We start from the raw sequence: 17,178 nt of genomic DNA on the forward strand, positions 1-17,178 counted from the left end.
AAGATTAACAAAGTGGAAGCCTATTTGGTTTCACCCTCCGCCTGCTCATCCAGCGTCATAAAATCGTCGAGGAACTCAGCTCCTTCATTGGCGTTTTGTTCATGTATGGGCTCCAGGGCAGTTTGTACATCTGTGGGAGCCGGTTGGATTTTCTTGTCTCCAAAGAGACCATGGAGGATTTGGGAAAGTGCGAACATGTGTCTGGCTTTTTCGAGATTATTTTGCAACCCTTGTGCCATGGCATTAACCTGTTGATTTGTAGCGAATTGGATAGACAGGGGATGATGTTGGTTTTACGATATATCGTAAATGACCGGAGCTTCCACTAAATATAGTGGGAGGATAGTGTAGGATGCGGAGTATATCATAAACGGTTATATTAGGCGCTTGACTAAATTCCACGCATTACATGATTAGATTATTTTCAGTAATACTGGCGCTTTGCTATTTGCTGCCAACCCAAACCAACTATGCTCAAAGCAAACCATGGAATGCAAACTGGATCGCCCCGCCCAATGACCCAGGCAATGCATATGGGGTGTATTATTTCCGGAAGACGATAGACCTTGCCGCCAAGCCTGCGAGCTTTGTTATCCATGTTTCTGCGGATAACCGCTATAAACTGTATGTTAATGGCACGCTGGTATCTTTAGGCCCTGCACGGGGAGATACCTATTATTGGAATTATGAAACGGTAGACCTGGCGCCCTATCTGGCTGCAGGTAAAAATATCGTAGCAGCCCTGGTCTATAACGAGGCGGAGAACCGTCCGGAGGCGCAGATCTCTGTACGGACCGCGTTCATCATACAGGGAAATACGCCCAATGAAGAGATCCTGAATACCGGTAACACCTGGAAATGCATCCGCGATCAGGGACGAAGTCCCATCACCGGCTTTTTTGCCGCCAGCACAGGAGAGTTCGTGGATATGAACCGATCCATTAAAGGGTGGACGGCCCTTGATTTCGAGGATAGCAGCTGGCCATCAGCCGCTAATTTGTTCCAGGGTAATTTAAAGGGGCATTCCGATGGACTTGCCTGGATGCTGGTGCCTTCGCCATTGCCACAGATGGAGCTGACGGATCAGCGGATCCCTGTTGTACGCAAAGCCACCGGTATCACGCTCCCTTCCTCCTTCCCGGCAACGAAAACCGCCATCACGATCCCTGCTGACACTACGGTTTCTTTTCTGCTGGATCAAAGCTATCTGACCAACGCCTATATCAACTTAAGTTTCAGCAAAGGCAAAGATGCCGGTATTTCTATGCGCTATGCTGAATCGCTGTTTGATGATATAAAAAAGTACGGCGACCGTAAAGGCAACCGCAACGATGTGGAGCATAAAGATTTTAACGGCCGAAAGGACAGCCTGGTCTCCGATGGCAGCGCAGGCCAGTTATATACAACGCTTTACTGGAGAACCTTCCGGTATATCCTCGTCACGGTTCACACCCAAAGCGAACCGCTGGTGATCGATGATATTTCCGGCGTATTTACCGGTTATCCCTTTAAATTCAACGCAGCTTTCAATACCGGCAATACTGAAATAAAACAGATCCTGGATATTGGATGGCGGACCGCCCGCCTCTGCGCCATGGAAACCTATTTTGATTGTCCTTACTACGAACAGCTGCAGTACATCGGCGATACACGCATACAGGCGCTGATCAGCTATTACAATAGCGGTGACGAGCGGCTGGCAAGAAATGCGCTGAACCTCATGGACCACTCACGTATCACCGAAGGCGTTACACAAAGCAGGTGGCCAACCCGTAGCACGCAGATCATCTCTACCTTCTCTTTATGGTACATTGGTATGCTGCACGATTACTGGATGTACAGGGCCGACAGTAATCTTATCAAAGACAAATTGCCTGGCGAACGCGCTGTCATGGATTTCTTCCGCAGGTACCAGGGGGCAGACGGTTCGCTGATCAACCTTCCTTATTGGAATTTTATTGACTGGGTAGGCGGTAAAGGATGGAATTTTGCCATGCCGCCCAAAGGTACTGATGGCGCATCGGCTATCCTCGATCTGCAATTACTGATGGCATATCAATGGGCGGCCGAGCTGGAGTTCAGCATGGGAATGCCAGGATATGCAGCATTATACCAGGGAAAGGCAACACAGTTAAAGCAAACCATCCGGGCCAAATACTGGAATGCTGCCAGGAAATTATATGCAGATACAAATGAAAAGGACGTCTACTCACAGCATGCCAATGCCCTGGCAATACTGGCCGGAGTGGTCAATAAACAGGATCTGCCGGAGCTTTGCAAACAGCTTTTAAACGATCCATCTCTCACCCAGTGCACTATCTATTTCAAGTATTACCTTCACCTGGCATTGGTAAAAGGCGGTCGTGGAAATGATTACCTGAAATGGCTGGATGTATGGCGCGACAATATCAAAATGGGCTTAAGCACCTGGGCCGAAATATCTGATCTGCCGCACAGCCGCTCCGATTGCCACGCCTGGGGCGCCAGTCCGAATATTGAGTTCTTCAGGATCGTCCTCGGCATCGATAGTGATGCGCCCGGTTTCCGTAAAATAAAAATAGAACCGCACCTGGGCGCGCTGACGGATATAAGCGGCGAGATACCGCATCCGGATGGGAAGGTTGCGGTTGCCTATGCTTTTGACAGGAATAAGTGGAAGATAAGAATTATGCTGCCACGGCAAACTAGCGGCACATTGATATGGAAGGAGAAAAAGTATCTGCTGAAGGCGGGAGAAAATTTACTGGAGATCTGAGCTCAAATTGCGCATCTTCGTCTGCGGCTGTGGTGCCTCATCGGGCCGGGGTCAATAATATTCGCTATCTTTCAACTCCCAGCCAGTTCCGAATATCAGGCAGATGGGTAAATCTCGATAGAATGCAGCATTTTGAAGGTGTAATTTTAACATTAGCTATCCTGATTGCTTTATCGGCTTTGGCAGATAAAGTTAAATTTCCATTTCCTATTATCCTGGTCATTACAGGCGTAATTGTAGGCCTGATCCCCGGTTTTCCTCTCCTGATGTTAGATCCGGATGTTGTCTTTTTGCTGTTTTTACCACCTTTGCTTTTTGATGCAGCTTCTCATACCTCGTGGCACGACTTCAGGGCTGAGATCTTGCCTATATCCATCTTAGGCATTATACTGGTTTTCTTTACTACCATAGCCGTTGCGGTGGCAGCCCACTATTTTATCCCGGAATTTAGCTGGCCCTTGTCCTTTGCTTTAGGCGCGATCGTGTCGCCTCCGGATGCAGTGGCAGCTACCAGTATAACGAAAGGGCTGAGACTCAACAAACGGGTGGTTACTATCCTGGAGGGAGAAAGCCTTGTTAACGACGCCAGTGCCCTGATAGCCTACCGGTTTGCGATTGTTGCCATCGCTACCGGGTCCTTTGTATTATGGCGGGCCGGATTACAATTTTTGTTACTGGTCTTCGGTGGCATTTTAGCCGGTGTAATAACGGGATACATCTTTATAATAACGCATAAAAAAATTACGCGTAATTCCATTGTCAGTACCAGTCTTACTTTATTGACTCCATTTATATCCTATATATTGGCTGAAGAGCTTCACGTCTCAGGTGTGCTGGCCGTTGTCAGTGCAAGCCTCTTCATTTCCTGGCGCTCCCCGCAAATATTCTCCTACCAGACAAGGATACGATCAAGGTCTGTCTGGGACACATTAGTATATTTATTAAATGGGTTCATCTTTTTACTCATTGGGCAACAACTGCCAGGTATTCTAAAAGATCTTCAAAAATATCCTATTGCCCTCTTGTTGTTTTATGGGTTGATAATTAGCATAGTTGTTATTATAATCAGGATAATGTGGGTTTTTGCAACCGCATTCTCTCAGAATATAATCAGGCGCAAAAAGGATCAGTTGGATTCAAAGGACATAGAGGATGAAAGGGTAAATACCTGGCGAAACGTTTTGATCGTTGCCTGGACCGGAACCCGCGGAATTGTATCATTGGCAACTGCGCTTGCTTTGCCACTAACTTTGGTTGGTGGTGCTCTTTTCCCCCAGCGCTCATTGATCTTATTCCTCACTTTTGTGGTTATTTTCGTGACGCTCGTAATTCAAGGCATGTCAATTCCTTTGCTCATACGTATTTTAGGTGTAAGGCCAGTGAACCAGCCATTTAAGGAAGAACAGGAACTGCAATTATTTCTGGCGCAAAGCATCGTCTATTTTATTGAGAATGAATTTCCGGCCAACCTGGACGAAAAGGTAAAAGAACAGTTAAAAATACGATATGAGCGTACCATCAGTCAACTGATAAGGGAGATCGGACAGGGTGACGAGCCTGGGATCAATAAGGAGGGACAATCCTTACCCATTCACCTGCCTCCCATTTTGCTTGCACAGACCGAAATCAGCAAGTTTCAACGCGAATTGCTCTTCAGGCTGCATAAAGAAGGTACCTTCGCCAATCAAACCATTAGGAAACTGGAACAGGAGCTGGACCAGGAAGATGTCAGGTTAAACAGATTGCTTAAGAAGGAGGAAGAATAGCAGTCTCATCCGGCTTGAATTTGGGAAGTTATGACTACTATTGGAAATATAATGCTAACTTGAGTAGTGAGCGGTCTCCGAGCCTTCCTTTAAGATCCTTCATCCGGTTACACTTTAAAAGTATTCATGTCATGATCACTACGGAACCCCATCATATCATTGCAATAGGCGCTTCGGCCGGAGGAATGGATGAGATTAATACGTTTTTTGATAATACAACATTGGATGGCGTTTCTTACGTACTTGTGCAGCATCTGTCTCCTGATTTTAAAAGCAGGATGGTAGAATTGCTTAGCCGGCATAGCAAGCTGCTTGTTGAAGAAGCTGTGAACGGAATGGACATTGAGTCTGATCACGTATACCTGATCCCCAACGATAAGTTTATGACCATTCGCAATGGCCGCTTGTTTTTAACGGGTAAGGAGACTGCTAAAGCGCCGCATTTGACGATCAATATATTGTTTAATTCTCTTGCCGCCTTTTATGGAAGGAAGGCAATAGGTATAGTGCTTTCAGGATTGGGTAACGATGGTACAGAAGGAGTGATAGCAATAAAAAAAGGCGGCGGCCTGGTCATTGCACGTAATCCCGAAACAACAGAATTCGACAGCATGCCCTCCAGTGCTATTGCTACCGGCATGGTAGATTTTGTTTTAGAGCCGGCACTGATGCCTGCAGTAATTGATGATTATATAAGGAATCAAACGAAATCGGTCATTGGATCCGAGGACGATGAAAGGACAATTGTTACGATCATCGGCTTTATCAGGGAGAAGCTGCCAATTGATTTTTCAGACTACAAACTAACAACCCTGCTTAGAAGAACCAGGCGCAGAGCTGCTTCTGCCAATTTTACCAATCTGGAGCAATATTATGAATTTCTGAGAGTGACACCGGAAGAAGTGGTGGCGCTGGCAAAAGACTTCCTGATCAGCGTTACATCTTTCTTCAGAGACCCCGAGGCTTTTGAATTCATAGAAAAAAATGTGTTGCCTGATTTACTCGAAAAGCTTAGTCCCGGTGAAGAACTGAAAATGTGGATTGCCGGTTGCGCCACCGGCGAGGAGGTATACTCCATTGCAATACTGATTGCGGAGCAGTTGACCGGTAGCTATCAGAATGTTCCGGTAAAGCTTTTTGCCACAGATCTTGACAGCGCCGCCCTATTGCACGCCAGCAAAGGTATTTACCATTGGAGCAGTGTGAAGGACGTTTCTCCCGGAAGGCTTCAAAAATACTTCCTGAAAGAAAACGATAACTACAGGGTATCCCCGGCCATACGCCAGATGGTGATTTTTGCACAGCATGATCTGGTGAAAAATCCTCCTTACTGCAATATGCATTTCATTTGCTGTCGGAACCTGCTGATCTATATGACCCCCTTTTTGCAAAAAAAGGTATTTTCTATGCTGCTCTTTGGGCTTAAGATGGACGGTTATTTATTTTTGGGATCCAGCGAAACGCCCACATCGATCATCAATAACCTGCTAACAGTTAATAAAAAGTGGAGGATATACAAGAATATAAATGCGAAGCGAACCATCAGCTTTGATGTATTTTCATTACCAGAGTCTTTAAATGTCAAGACAGAATTACTTTTACCGGAGACCATCGGCAGAAGTTCCAGCCTTAATGTAACTGAAGCGATCAGCGATGCAATGGCAGACGAACTGAATTGCCTGGCTGTTTGCATCGATGAAAATAACCGCGTTATCAAATCGTATGGGGATACATCCAAATACCTGTTACAGCAGAATTTTAATTCTAACCTTGTCGAATTGCTGCCGGAGCAGTTGTCACTCGCATTTAACAGTGTAAGCAGCCAGGCTGCAAAAACAAATGAAAGAGCCGACGTAAAAGGTATCCCTGTCAATATCGGCGGTTCAGTGATCTCAGTAAGCCTCTCTGTTTACCCCCTGGAGCTCCGGCCTGGCGCGCCGGAACTGTTTCTGGTAATTTTTAAGGAAGACAGAGAAATGGCTTTACAGAAAGATTACCCTTTGTTTGATGAAAAAACATACCATGACAAGTATGTTTCGAACCTCGAATATGAATTGAAAGAGCTGAAGGGGAAGCTCTACACCGCCTACGAAAGGATTGATGCGTACAATGAGAACATGCAGTCTTTCAACGAAGAGCTGATCTCGTCCAACGAAGAAATGCAAAGCACCAATGAGGAAATGCAGTCTGTAAATGAAGAGCTGCATACTATTAATGCCGATTATCAGCTGAAAAACAAACAGCTGTCGGAGATGAACGATGATTTAAACAATTATTTCAGAAGTAATATTAACGGACAGCTAATTGTAAATGATCGTCTGTTCCTGGTAAAATTTTCTCCGGGAGCCGTAAAGTTGATCAACCTGCGAGACGCTGATATAGGACGGCCGCTGAGCCATATCTCTACCAATATCAAAATGGAGAGTATTATAGAAGATATTAAAGAAGTGCTTGAGAAAGGCAGTGTGGTTACAAAAGAAATTGAGGCAAATAATGGCCAATGGTACCAGATAATGACCATGCCATATGTGCAACAAGCCGACAATAAACGTACGGGCGCTATTGTCACCTTTAGTGATATTACGGCGCTAAAGAAGGCAAAGCTGGAGCTTGATGAGAAGAATGAAGGCCTGCTGCGGATAAATGCAGATCTTGACCATTTCGTATATATTGTTTCTCATGATCTGCTCGAACCTTTGAGTAATATTGAGACAAGTATTTCTATCATGAATGAGCTGGATGACACCAATCCTGAGCTAAGCCAACTCCTGGGTATTATTAATTCATCGATTAAAAAATTCCGGTCGCTAATAGGGAGCATTGGCACTATTGCTAAACTGGAGAACAATATGACGAAAATGGAGCTTGTAAGCATAGACGAGATCATTAACAATATCGAATGGAGCCTGGAAAGTAAAATAAGATCATCCCGGGCTGTAATTACCCGTCATCTGGAAGTTAAAAAGATCTTTTTCTCTCAAAGGAACCTGAGAAGCATATTGTATAACATGATTGCTAATGCCATTAAGTTCAGCAACAATGTTGATCCTTTAATTCATATTTCCACCCGGAAAGAAGGGAACAAAATAGTTTTGAGTGTGGAAGATAATGGTATAGGGATACCTAAGGAGGCTTTTGATAAGATATTCGCTATCTATGGCAGACTAAACCAGGATATTGAAGGCAGTGGCGTGGGTTTATACCTGGCAAGAAAGATGGTCCACGCCGCCGGTGGCGATATGACCGTTGAAAGCCAGCCTGGTAAGGGCAGTAAATTTACAATCTATCTTAACGCAAGAGATTAGGAAAGGAACAGACTGTCAATGGCGGACAGCAGGAACGCGTTTAGGAGCGCTGACAGGCTTTTCATCACCTAATAGCACGCCCCATTTTTTAAAGCGCTCGGAGCGGTCGAAAATAATTTTTAAGATCGCCATCATGGGTAGCGCGAGGAACATACCGGATATGCCTGTCATGGCCCCGGCAATGAAAATGCCGATTATGGAGATGAGCGGATTAAGCTGCACCTGGGAACCCACGATACGTGGCATTAAAATATTATTATCCAGGAATTGTACCACGGCTATAGCACCCAATACAAACAGTATGTCAACAATACTTTCGGACGAAGCCAGTGTGATCAATACGCCGAGAATGTTGCCTATCAATGCGCCCAGGTATGGGATCAGGTTTAAGAACGCAAAGATAATTCCTATCAGCAATGCGTGTTTAATACCGAAAATCGCCAGTATTCCCCATAACAGGATAGTGATATAACAGAGTTGGATCAGCAGGCCTAAAAGGTATTTCTTACCCATCTTTTCAATTTGCTGCATAACAACTTCTATATTGTTATGTTCTTCCGGCTCAAAACACATTAATATAAATTTCATAAAAATGCGCCTGTACATTATCAACAGGAAAGTGTAGATCGGCAACAATCCGAAGAATATCAATACACCTGTTGCAGACCCGGCTGCACCGCCTAAAATATTGGCGGCGTAGTTTAAAAATTTATTGCTTTGCTGGTTGATAAAATTCAATTGCTCTGTGGGTGAGAACCCGAAAACCCGGCTGATCCATAATCTCAGCGCATTGAGATGGATGTTTAAATTCTGTTCTATTTTCCGGTAATCGTGCGCGAGAAATATCATCTGGCTGTAGAATAGCCATACTATTAGCGCAGCTACGATGATCACTAATAATATCGGTAGAAAAATAGCGATCGTTTCGGGAAATTTTCGTCTTTTGAAAAAGCGGTATACAGGCAGCAGCATAATACTAATGAAAAAAGACATCAGGAGGGGCATTATGATAATTTTCCCAATCACAATTATACAGCCGATCAGAAAAAGCCCGAGAAGTTCGATCGAACGCTTTAGCGTAACAGGTATTTCTTTCATATAAACTGATTCAGTATTGATTATGGAAGCACTTATCACCTTTCAGGGTTCGAAGTAATAACCGCATTACAAATGTACAGAATCCGCCCGGGGATTGATCATTCCGTTAAGTGCGGCAGTTGCGGGTGCGCGTTTTTCACAGGATTTCCATGTAACCAATGATTTGTGGTGGGTCCAAATAAAAAAGGCCTCAGTATTACTGAGACCTTTTCTTTTGTGACTCCGTCAGGATTCAAACCTGAAACCTTTTGATCCGTAGTCAAATGCTCTATTCAGTTGAGCTACGGAGCCATTCCTCTTTTCATTTTCCCGGTGTGATACCGTTCGTTTGAATTGGGATTGCAAAAGTATGCGTTTTTTTGAAACTAACAAATACTTTCAGCAAATTTTCTGCAATTTTCTGATTTACATTTACTTTTACATCTGTAATTAAATAGGCGGATTCAGCATCAGCAAGGATTCTAATTATCACAGCATGAAAATTCAGGTTTGGAGTATAGGAAAAGATAACGACCCCTACATCAGGGATGGTATCGCCATTTTTCAGAAACGATTACAACATTACGTGGATTTCGAGCTCCGTCTCATCCCTACTGTTAAACAGGCGGCCAGTCTTTCCATTCCCGAGCTCAAAAAACAGGAAGCGCGTATAATTGCCGACATGCTGCAGCCGCAGGATTATCTCGTGGCCTTGGATGAGCATGGTAAGATGATGAGTACCCTGCAGCTGGCTGATTTCCTGCAGCAACGTACCAATGCAGGCACCCGGCAGCTGGTGCTGCTGATAGGCGGCGCTTTCGGATTAGACCCGGTGATCCTGCAAAGGGCTCAGCTTAAACTGTCGCTTTCTTCGCTTACGTTTCCGCACCAGCTGGTAAGACTGATCCTTACCGAGCAATTATACCGGGCCTATTCTGTGCTGCATAATGAGAAATATCACCACCAATAGTTACATTTACATTTTTAACAGCCTAGTGTTTTTATGTTATCACTGAGTTTGATCATTATCATCATTACCTGCGTTATTTCCATTATGTCCTTTAACCGGCCCGGAGAAATAGACAAGCTGAGTATGTGGCCCTATATGGTGAAAGAGCATAAGCAGTACTACCGCTTTATTACAGCCGGATTGGTGCACGCCGATTATATGCACCTTGGTTTCAATATGCTGACCATGTGGTTTTTCGGCAAGTACATTGAAATGATCTTCCAGGACCTTTTCGGCAGTAAGATCTACTTCCTGGTGTTTTATGTGCTGGCGCTGATCGTATCTGATATTCCTTCCTTCTTCAGGCATCGCAATAACTATAGCTACCGTTCTATCGGCGCTTCCGGCGCGGTATCGGCGGTGGTGTTCGCCTTTATCCTCTTCCAGCCCTGGGCCAAGATCGTGGTATTCGTGATCCCCATGCCGGCAATTATATACGGCGTGCTGTTCCTGGGTTATTCGGTGTATATGTCCCGCCGCGGCGGCGATGGCATCAATCACGATGCGCACTTCTGGGGCGCTGTTTTTGGGATCGTTTTCCCATTGGTGATCCGGCCGGAACTGGCAGGATATTTTATTCAGCAGATCAGTACACTGGGCAGATAAGCGCTTTATTCCGGTTGAATATATTCAAAACGGGTTTGGCTCACAAACTCAGGAATGTAATTGCTCCAGTAGGTAGCAGACAGCAACCCGTTTGCATTAAAGGTAAGGCTACGGTAATGATCGGGGTTACCATCGTTCAGCAGCTGCCAGTTTCCCCGGGAAATGCGGGGACCGTCCGCATAAGCGTTGTAGGCGCTGGGAATGTTCAGCCCTATCATATGGCTGAGGTTCAGCGACAGGAAAGCATTAGCGCCTGTATATGCTCCATAGATCGTTCCGCATTGGCTGGCGCCTTTCCCCGCGCAATAGGTGGTATAATTGCCCTGGTGATAGATATATAGCGAAGTATCCCCTTTTGAGGACGGTGCGGACACCAGCACTGCAGTATCGCCAATGTATGTGTATTGGCTGCTGTAACTTATACCCGGGGCACCGCTGCTGTCGTAATAGTAGATCTCGTACAAGTCCGGCAAGGTATCATTACCGCTATAATGAAACCGTTTAAGTGCAGCAGCGCGGTTATTGCGATCAAATGTTCTTATCTCCGCTACACGGCGGTTTCCGTCATAATAAAACGTATCTTTTGTAAACAGTATGAGCTGGGTCGTATCGTCGTGGCCCGAAGAAAAATAGCTTAGCTGCAATGCCGGCTTATAGAATTCGTTGTACCGGAATTCAGCGACCTGCTTATCATAATACGGCTGTCCCAGGATTGGATCGCCATAGGCGGTAATTTCTGTGACCTTTGACAATAGCCAGGCCGGCTTGCTCACCGGTCCTGGAATATCCGGGCCGGGTTCTTTAACACATCCGCTAATGAGTAACAGTAACAAGCCTGCAAACAGCAGGCGCTTTTGAAGGTGTAACAACGCTTTCATAACAAGATGGAATTTGAATACAGGTGAATACCAAATTTATGGTATCTGCTGTTACACCGCCAATACTGGTTTTAGTATTTTTATTCCTTATCCCGGATCATTTCCAGGCACAACACTTCCTTTGTGCTGTCCGTGATCTTAAAACGGTCATCTATCCGCATACCCACGATCCATACGATCCGCCTGGCTGATTCCAGTACCCACACCTGTTCTTTTTGAGGCAGGGATAATTTCTGATCGATGAAGAAACGGCTCAGTTTTTTCTTCTTGTCCATTCCCAGCGGATAGAAATAATCTCCCTGTTTCCAGCGTCGCAACAGCAGCGGATAGCGGATATGCTTACTATCCAGGCAGGCCATATGTGCGGCTGATGGAATAGCGCCCAGTGCCTCCCTTTCCTGCAGGCGCAGCTTTAAATGTCCGCCGGCGGTGTGTACATGCGTCTGATCCTTTTCAATGACAATATGATCGGCTTCCTGTTGCGCCTGTGGAGTGATCAGCAGCCATTGCCGGTTGCGGATAATACGATGCGTAGGCGTTGCGATATAGCGTCCGGATTCACTTTGCAGCAGCTCCAGCACCTGGCTTACCTGCGCTGGCGTAACACCGAATACCTTGAAGAGCTCATAAGCAATGGTGTGCAGCGGCCGGGTTTTCTGCAGCTTGAGCACTGGCACCATAAAGGTAGCGCCTTTCTGTTCCAGCAGCCTTTTCCGGTGGCGGGCCACTGCTTCCTGGTAGAGCAGCTCCGCTTCCCTGATCCGGTCTATGGTGCCGGCCATATGCTGTACCGCGCCGGGATAAGCTTCCTGTATGGGCGGCAGCACGCGGTGCCTGAAAAAATTACGTGTGTATTTATCCGTTATATTGGAACTATCCTCTACAAAGGCCAGGGCATGTTCCTCCACATAGGCCAGGATCTCTTCTTTTTGCGCAAACAGCAGCGGACGGATAATGGCGCCCTGCTTTGGTAAGATACCATGCAGGCCTGCCAGGCCGCTGCCTTTACAAAAGTTCATCAGCACGGTTTCTACATTATCCTGCATATGATGGGCCGTGGCGATGAACGTGTAGCCGTGTATGTTCCTTGTTTCTTCCAGCCATTCATACCGCAGCTCCCGCGCAGCTACCTGTACGGATACACGATGCCTGGCAACATACGCCGCTGTATCGAAGCGGATGTTGTGTACGGGTACATGATACGCGGCGCCCAGCTGGTTAACAAACTGTTCGTCACGTGCTGATTCCTCTCCCCGTAGCTGGAAATTGCAATGCGCAATGGCAAAAACGTAACCTGCTGTATGGAACAGGTGGGCCATCACCGCGGAATCCGCCCCTCCGCTTACTGCCAGCAGGATCTTTTCTCCGGGCCTGAATAGCTGTTCCCGCGCAATATATTCCCTGAAGCCTGTCAATAGGTCTTGATACATAAAAAGTGCTTAATACATCAGATCTTCATACGCCGCCTGCAGTTCATTATAGGCATGCATATCTTTAGCGGCTTTTGCAACAGCCATTCCCTTTTCATAAATGCCGGCGGCCTGGTCCTGCTCCCCTGCCCTTTCCAGCAGCCTGCCCAGATGGTAATAGGAGCCTACATATCCGGGCTCTTTTTCCAGTACCTCCTCGAACAGCCGGCGGGCCGCAGCATCATCATTCAGCTTAATATATTCCAGTGCCAGCGCATGCTTCAGAAAGCTGTCTTCCGGGCTGCTTTCCAGGAATGCTTTCAGTTTTGAGATCCTGTCCATTGGTGGTTTTATTAGTTAATAATCCGTTATATTTGCTGATACCGCTTTTTCCAAACCAAACAGTTTTAAGGTTATGAAGATATTAGTATGTATCAGTAAAACTCCGGACACCACTGCAAAAATAGCTTTCACAGACAACAACACGAAATTCAGTGAAGCCGGCGTACAATTCATCATCAACCCCTACGATGAATGGTATGCGCTGGTACGCGCGCTGGAGCTGAAAGAAAGCCTGGGTGCCACCCTGCACCTGGTAACCGTAGGCGGGGCAGATACAGAGCCTGTTATACGCAAGGCCCTGGCGCTCGGAGGAGACGAAGCTTTCCGTATAAATGCGGATAGCCAGGACAGTTACTTTATCGCATCGCAGATCGCAGGCCATGCAAAACAGCAAAACTATGATCTCATTTTTACCGGTAAAGAGACCATCGATTATAATGGTTCTTCCATAGGCGGTATGGTAGCAGAACTGCTGGACCTCCCCTATGTATCCATCGCAGCAAAGTTCGATCTCAATGGCACTACCGCCACCATCAACAGGGAAATAGAAGGCGGTGAAGAAGTGGTAGAAGTAAGCCTGCCGGTAGTGGTATCCTGTCAGAAAGGAATGGCGGAACAACGTATCCCGAACATGCGCGGTATCATGGCCGCCAGAACCAAGCCCCTGACCGTGGTAGAGCCTGTTGCCATCACGCCGCTTACTTCCATTGTGGGCTTCGAGCTGCCTCCGGCCAAAGCTGGCGTGAAGCTGGTGAGCCCCGATAATGTGGAAGAACTGGTAAAATTATTGCATGAGCAAGCCAAGGTGCTCTGATCCCACACTTGTCCTTTATAAATCACGTTTCAGGTAATCTAAAAAAATCGCAAATGTCTGTTCTCATATTCGCTGATCAATCTCAGGGTAAAATAAAAAAAGCTGCTGCTGAAGCCATTTACTATGGCGCAAAAGTAGCGCAAGCATTAGGGACAACAGCTACGGCTATAGTGCTGGGTGAGATGGATAACGCAGAGGTGGCTGCGCTGGGCAATTACGGCGCCCAGAAAGTACTGCATGCTGCAGATGCAAAGTTGAACGAAGTTGACAGCGGCGTTGCCACCAAGGTGATCGTAGCTGCAGCTGCACAGGAAAATGCCCAGGTGATCATCTTCTCTCACAATTTCGATGGCAGGGCTATTGCCCCCAGGGTGGCAGCAAGGCTGCAGGCGGGGTTGGTAACCGGCGCCATCAGCCTGCCGGATACCGCTAATGGTTTTGTGGTAAAGAAAACCGTGTTCTCCGGTAAAGCCTTTGCCAATGTTAATATTACCTCGGCACAAAAAGTGATCTCGGTAATGCCAAATACTTTTGCGCCTGAAAAAACAGGCGCAACGGCTACGGTCGCTCCTTTCCAGGCGCCGGTAACAGATGCCGACTTCAAGGTAAAAGTTACGAAAGTGGAAACCGTAAGCGGGGAAATACCGCTCACGGAAGCGGAGACCATCGTGAGCGGTGGCCGCGGACTAAAAGGCCCTGAGCACTGGGGATTAGTGGAAGACCTGGCCAAGGCCCTGGGCGCCGCTACCGCCTGTTCAAGGCCCGTGGCAGACTCCGGCTGGCGCCCGCATCATGAGCATGTGGGGCAAACAGGCCTCACCGTACGCCCCAATCTGTACATCGCCATCGGCATCTCAGGCGCTATACAGCACCTGGCGGGCGTGAACGGCAGCAAGGTGATCGTGGTCATCAACAAAGACCCCGAAGCGCCTTTCTTTAAAGCAGCGGATTACGGTATTGTTGGCGATGCATTTGAGGTAGTACCTAAGCTGACAGCAGCAGTGCAACAACTGAAAAAATAAGATTCCGGCGAGGCAATTGACAGAACAGTCATTCTGACTGTCAATTGCCTCCTGTAAACTGACAACTTGTTTTTTAGATAGGGAATATTTTTCTAACTTCACGGTCTTACAAAATTATCAGCGACAACGCGAGACAGATAACAGATATGAGAAAAATAGAACTGGAAATAGTTGCTTTATCGCACAGCATTACGCAAACACATTCGTACGCCGTGGTATTGGGAGAAGTAAACGGCCTGCGCCGCCTCCCTATCGTAATAGGAGGTTTCGAAGCCCAGGCTATTGCTGTGGCGCTGGAAAAGATGCAACCCAGCCGTCCTCTTACGCATGACCTGATGAAGAACTTCATGAATGCCTTTAATATCGAACTTTCTGAAGTGGTGATCAGTAATCTGCAGGAAGGCATCTTCTATTCAAAGCTCATCTGTAACAATAACGATGAAACCATCGAGATCGACTCCCGTACCTCAGACGCCCTGGCGCTGGCCGTACGTTTCGGTTGCCCCATCTACACCTACGAAAACATCCTTAACAGCGCCGGTATCTTACTGGACGACCCCACCGGCAAAAAGAGCAATAAACCTACTACCCCCACTATATCAGAGCACGAAAAAGGCGTAGAAGACGACCTCAAAGCCATGAGCCTGGAGGAATTGAACACCCTGCTGCAGGAAGTACTGGAACAGGAAGACTATATACGCGCTATCGCCATCCGCGATGAGATCAATAGCCGGAAAAGCAAGTAAGCCTGGATTATTTTTCCATGATCATTTTTCCCAACTGTAAAATAAACCTGGGACTACACATCCTCCGCCGGAGGCCTGATGGGTTCCATGACCTGGAAACGGTATTCTACCCGCTTCCGCTGACAGACGCTTTGGAAGTATTGTCTGATGATAAGCTGCAATTTGCGGGCAGCGGCATACCGGTACCCGGTGACGAACAGGATAACTTGTGCCTGAAAGCCTGGCATTTGTTAAAGGCCGATTTCCCGGAGCTGCCGCCCGTGAAGATCCACCTGCATAAGCATATTCCTATCGGCGCCGGACTAGGTGGCGGCTCTGCTGATGCTGCCTTCATGCTGCAATTGCTGAATGATAAATTCCGCCTGGGAATCAGTAATGAACAATTGATAGATTATGCAGCCAGGCTGGGTAGCGACTGCGCCTTCTTTATCCGTAACAAAGCCTGTTATGCTACCGGCCGCGGAGAAGTGCTTGAACCGCTGGAGCTGGACCTGGGCAGGTATTCATGGCTGCTGGTATATCCCGGTATTCATGTTAATACCGGTTGGGCCTTTGGCCAGATCACACCCCATGAGCCTGAACAACAGCTGCGGCAAAGCATCCTGCAACCGGTGGAAGAATGGAAAAACCTCATCTCGAACGATTTTGAAGCGCCCGTGTTCAGCGCCCATCCTGTATTGGGAGAGATAAAAGAGCAATTATATAAAGCGGGGGCACTTTATGCTACTATGAGCGGTAGCGGTTCGGCCATGGTGGGCATCTTTCCTAAAAACAAAATAACCGGCGCCTTGTGGGACGCCGGCTACCGGGTATTTAAAATTAGCTGATTCGCTTATTTTACCTTTGCCACGAGATTCTTGAAAGTCTCAGGCTCATTCATAGCCAGATCTGCCAGTACTTTACGATTCAGATCGATGTTGTTTACAGACAGCTTGTGAATGAATTCAGAATAGGTCAGGCCTTCAGCGCGAACTGCTGCGTTGATACGGGCAATCCACAGCTGGCGGTAATTCCTTTTCTTCAGTTTACGGCCTACATAGCTATAGGTCAGGCCTTTTTCCAATACGTTCTTGGCTACGGTATATACATTCTTTCTTTTACCGTAGAAGCCCTTGGCTTGTTTTAATATCTTCTTCCTCCGGGCCCTGGAAGCTACTGCATTTACTGAACGAGGCATATAATGCTTTTTTGATCAGATTAATAAATAAAATTATAATTAACGGAGACAGAGCATCCTCTTAACCAGGTTCAGGTTAGCATCACTAACCAGTGTACTGCCTCTCAGGCTGCGCTTTCTTTTGGTAGCTTTCTTGGTCAGCAAGTGACTTTTGAAAGCTTTATACCTTTTGATCTGTCCGCTCCCGGTCACCTTAAAGGTCTTTTTCGCGCGGGAATGAGTCTTTACTTTGGGCATCTTACGTCAAATTTGGTCTGCAAAGGTAGGGAAAT

At 46.8% G+C, this 17,178-nt stretch carries 16 protein-coding genes and 1 tRNA gene; 9 read left to right on the forward strand and 8 right to left on the reverse strand.

The window, feature by feature from the left end; translation table 11 throughout:
- Positions 1 to 20 precede the first annotated feature (20 nt).
- Positions 21 to 197, reverse strand: a complete 177-nt coding sequence (locus tag ACR9Y8_RS01635; protein WP_481211478.1) for a hypothetical protein — start codon at positions 195 to 197, stop codon at positions 21 to 23.
- Positions 198 to 409: 212 nt separating this feature from the next.
- Here ACR9Y8_RS01635 and ACR9Y8_RS01640 point away from each other — a divergent pair, with 212 nt between their 5' ends.
- The 3 genes from ACR9Y8_RS01640 (at position 410) to ACR9Y8_RS01650 (ending at position 7,826) form a co-directional block, all read left to right on the forward strand.
- A complete protein-coding gene (locus ACR9Y8_RS01640; RefSeq protein ID WP_481211479.1) occupies positions 410 to 2,755 on the forward strand; it encodes an alpha-L-rhamnosidase-related protein in 2,346 nt (781 codons plus the stop codon).
- On the forward strand, positions 2,701 to 4,521 hold the full coding sequence (locus ACR9Y8_RS01645) for a Na+/H+ antiporter (RefSeq protein WP_481211480.1): 1,821 nt from the start codon (positions 2,701 to 2,703) through the stop codon (positions 4,519 to 4,521). Before ACR9Y8_RS01640 ends, ACR9Y8_RS01645 begins: the two co-directional genes overlap by 55 nt.
- A gap of 131 nt (positions 4,522 to 4,652) precedes the next feature.
- On the forward strand, positions 4,653 to 7,826 hold the full coding sequence (locus ACR9Y8_RS01650) for a chemotaxis protein CheB (protein ID WP_481211481.1): 3,174 nt from the start codon (positions 4,653 to 4,655) through the stop codon (positions 7,824 to 7,826).
- Positions 7,827 to 7,841: 15 nt separating this feature from the next.
- Here the strand turns inward: ACR9Y8_RS01650 and ACR9Y8_RS01655 are convergent, their stop codons facing one another.
- Both ACR9Y8_RS01655 and ACR9Y8_RS01660 read right to left on the reverse strand, forming a co-directional pair.
- Positions 7,842 to 8,924 carry an AI-2E family transporter gene (locus ACR9Y8_RS01655; protein WP_481211482.1) on the reverse strand — a complete coding sequence of 361 codons (1,083 nt, stop codon included), beginning with the start codon at positions 8,922 to 8,924 and terminating at the stop codon, positions 7,842 to 7,844.
- 217 nt (positions 8,925 to 9,141) lie between these two features.
- Positions 9,142 to 9,215, reverse strand: a tRNA-Arg gene (locus tag ACR9Y8_RS01660).
- 184 nt (positions 9,216 to 9,399) lie between these two features.
- Between ACR9Y8_RS01660 and ACR9Y8_RS01665 the strand changes: the two genes are divergently transcribed.
- Together ACR9Y8_RS01665 and ACR9Y8_RS01670 are read left to right on the forward strand one after the other, a co-directional pair.
- A complete protein-coding gene (locus ACR9Y8_RS01665) occupies positions 9,400 to 9,873 on the forward strand; it encodes a 23S rRNA (pseudouridine(1915)-N(3))-methyltransferase RlmH (protein WP_481211483.1) in 474 nt (157 codons plus the stop codon).
- 33 nt (positions 9,874 to 9,906) lie between these two features.
- Positions 9,907 to 10,518, forward strand: coding sequence for a rhomboid family intramembrane serine protease (locus ACR9Y8_RS01670; protein WP_481211484.1), 612 nt, complete (start codon positions 9,907 to 9,909; stop codon positions 10,516 to 10,518).
- A 5-nt stretch (positions 10,519 to 10,523) separates the two neighbouring features.
- Here the strand turns inward: ACR9Y8_RS01670 and ACR9Y8_RS01675 are convergent, their stop codons facing one another.
- The 3 genes from ACR9Y8_RS01675 to ACR9Y8_RS01685 all read right to left on the reverse strand — a co-directional run bounded on the left by ACR9Y8_RS01675 (position 10,524) and on the right by ACR9Y8_RS01685 (position 13,147).
- On the reverse strand, positions 10,524 to 11,396 hold the full coding sequence (locus tag ACR9Y8_RS01675; protein WP_481211485.1) for a hypothetical protein: 873 nt from the start codon (positions 11,394 to 11,396) through the stop codon (positions 10,524 to 10,526).
- An 80-nt stretch (positions 11,397 to 11,476) separates the two neighbouring features.
- On the reverse strand, positions 11,477 to 12,826 hold the full coding sequence (tilS, locus tag ACR9Y8_RS01680; RefSeq protein WP_481211486.1) for a tRNA lysidine(34) synthetase TilS: 1,350 nt from the start codon (positions 12,824 to 12,826) through the stop codon (positions 11,477 to 11,479).
- Between the two features lie 9 nt (positions 12,827 to 12,835).
- On the reverse strand, positions 12,836 to 13,147 hold the full coding sequence (locus ACR9Y8_RS01685; protein ID WP_481211487.1) for a tetratricopeptide repeat protein: 312 nt from the start codon (positions 13,145 to 13,147) through the stop codon (positions 12,836 to 12,838).
- A gap of 73 nt (positions 13,148 to 13,220) precedes the next feature.
- Here ACR9Y8_RS01685 and ACR9Y8_RS01690 point away from each other — a divergent pair, with 73 nt between their 5' ends.
- The 4 genes from ACR9Y8_RS01690 (at position 13,221) to ispE (ending at position 16,556) form a co-directional block, all read left to right on the forward strand.
- Positions 13,221 to 13,961: an electron transfer flavoprotein subunit beta/FixA family protein gene (locus tag ACR9Y8_RS01690; protein ID WP_481211488.1), complete on the forward strand. Its 741-nt coding sequence runs from the start codon at positions 13,221 to 13,223 to the stop codon at positions 13,959 to 13,961.
- Positions 13,962 to 14,014: 53 nt separating this feature from the next.
- Complete coding sequence (locus ACR9Y8_RS01695) at positions 14,015 to 14,983, forward strand: electron transfer flavoprotein subunit alpha/FixB family protein (protein WP_481211489.1); 969 nt, start codon at positions 14,015 to 14,017, stop codon at positions 14,981 to 14,983.
- A gap of 146 nt (positions 14,984 to 15,129) precedes the next feature.
- On the forward strand, positions 15,130 to 15,729 hold the full coding sequence (locus tag ACR9Y8_RS01700; protein WP_298734976.1) for a bifunctional nuclease family protein: 600 nt from the start codon (positions 15,130 to 15,132) through the stop codon (positions 15,727 to 15,729).
- Positions 15,730 to 15,746: 17 nt separating this feature from the next.
- Positions 15,747 to 16,556, forward strand: a complete 810-nt coding sequence (gene ispE / locus ACR9Y8_RS01705) for a 4-(cytidine 5'-diphospho)-2-C-methyl-D-erythritol kinase (protein WP_481211490.1) — start codon at positions 15,747 to 15,749, stop codon at positions 16,554 to 16,556.
- Between the two features lie 5 nt (positions 16,557 to 16,561).
- On the opposite strand, the gene rplT is transcribed toward ispE, so the two are convergent.
- Both rplT and rpmI read right to left on the reverse strand, forming a co-directional pair.
- A complete protein-coding gene (gene rplT / locus ACR9Y8_RS01710; RefSeq protein ID WP_481211491.1) occupies positions 16,562 to 16,906 on the reverse strand; it encodes a 50S ribosomal protein L20 in 345 nt (114 codons plus the stop codon).
- A gap of 39 nt (positions 16,907 to 16,945) precedes the next feature.
- The gene (rpmI, locus tag ACR9Y8_RS01715) at positions 16,946 to 17,143 is read right to left on the reverse strand and encodes a 50S ribosomal protein L35 (RefSeq protein WP_298734969.1); all 198 of its coding nucleotides are present in this window, start codon (positions 17,141 to 17,143) and stop codon (positions 16,946 to 16,948) included.
- Between the last annotated feature and the right edge of the window lie 35 nt (positions 17,144 to 17,178).

Source organism: Chitinophaga sp. SVR4-12A (assembly GCF_056754765.1).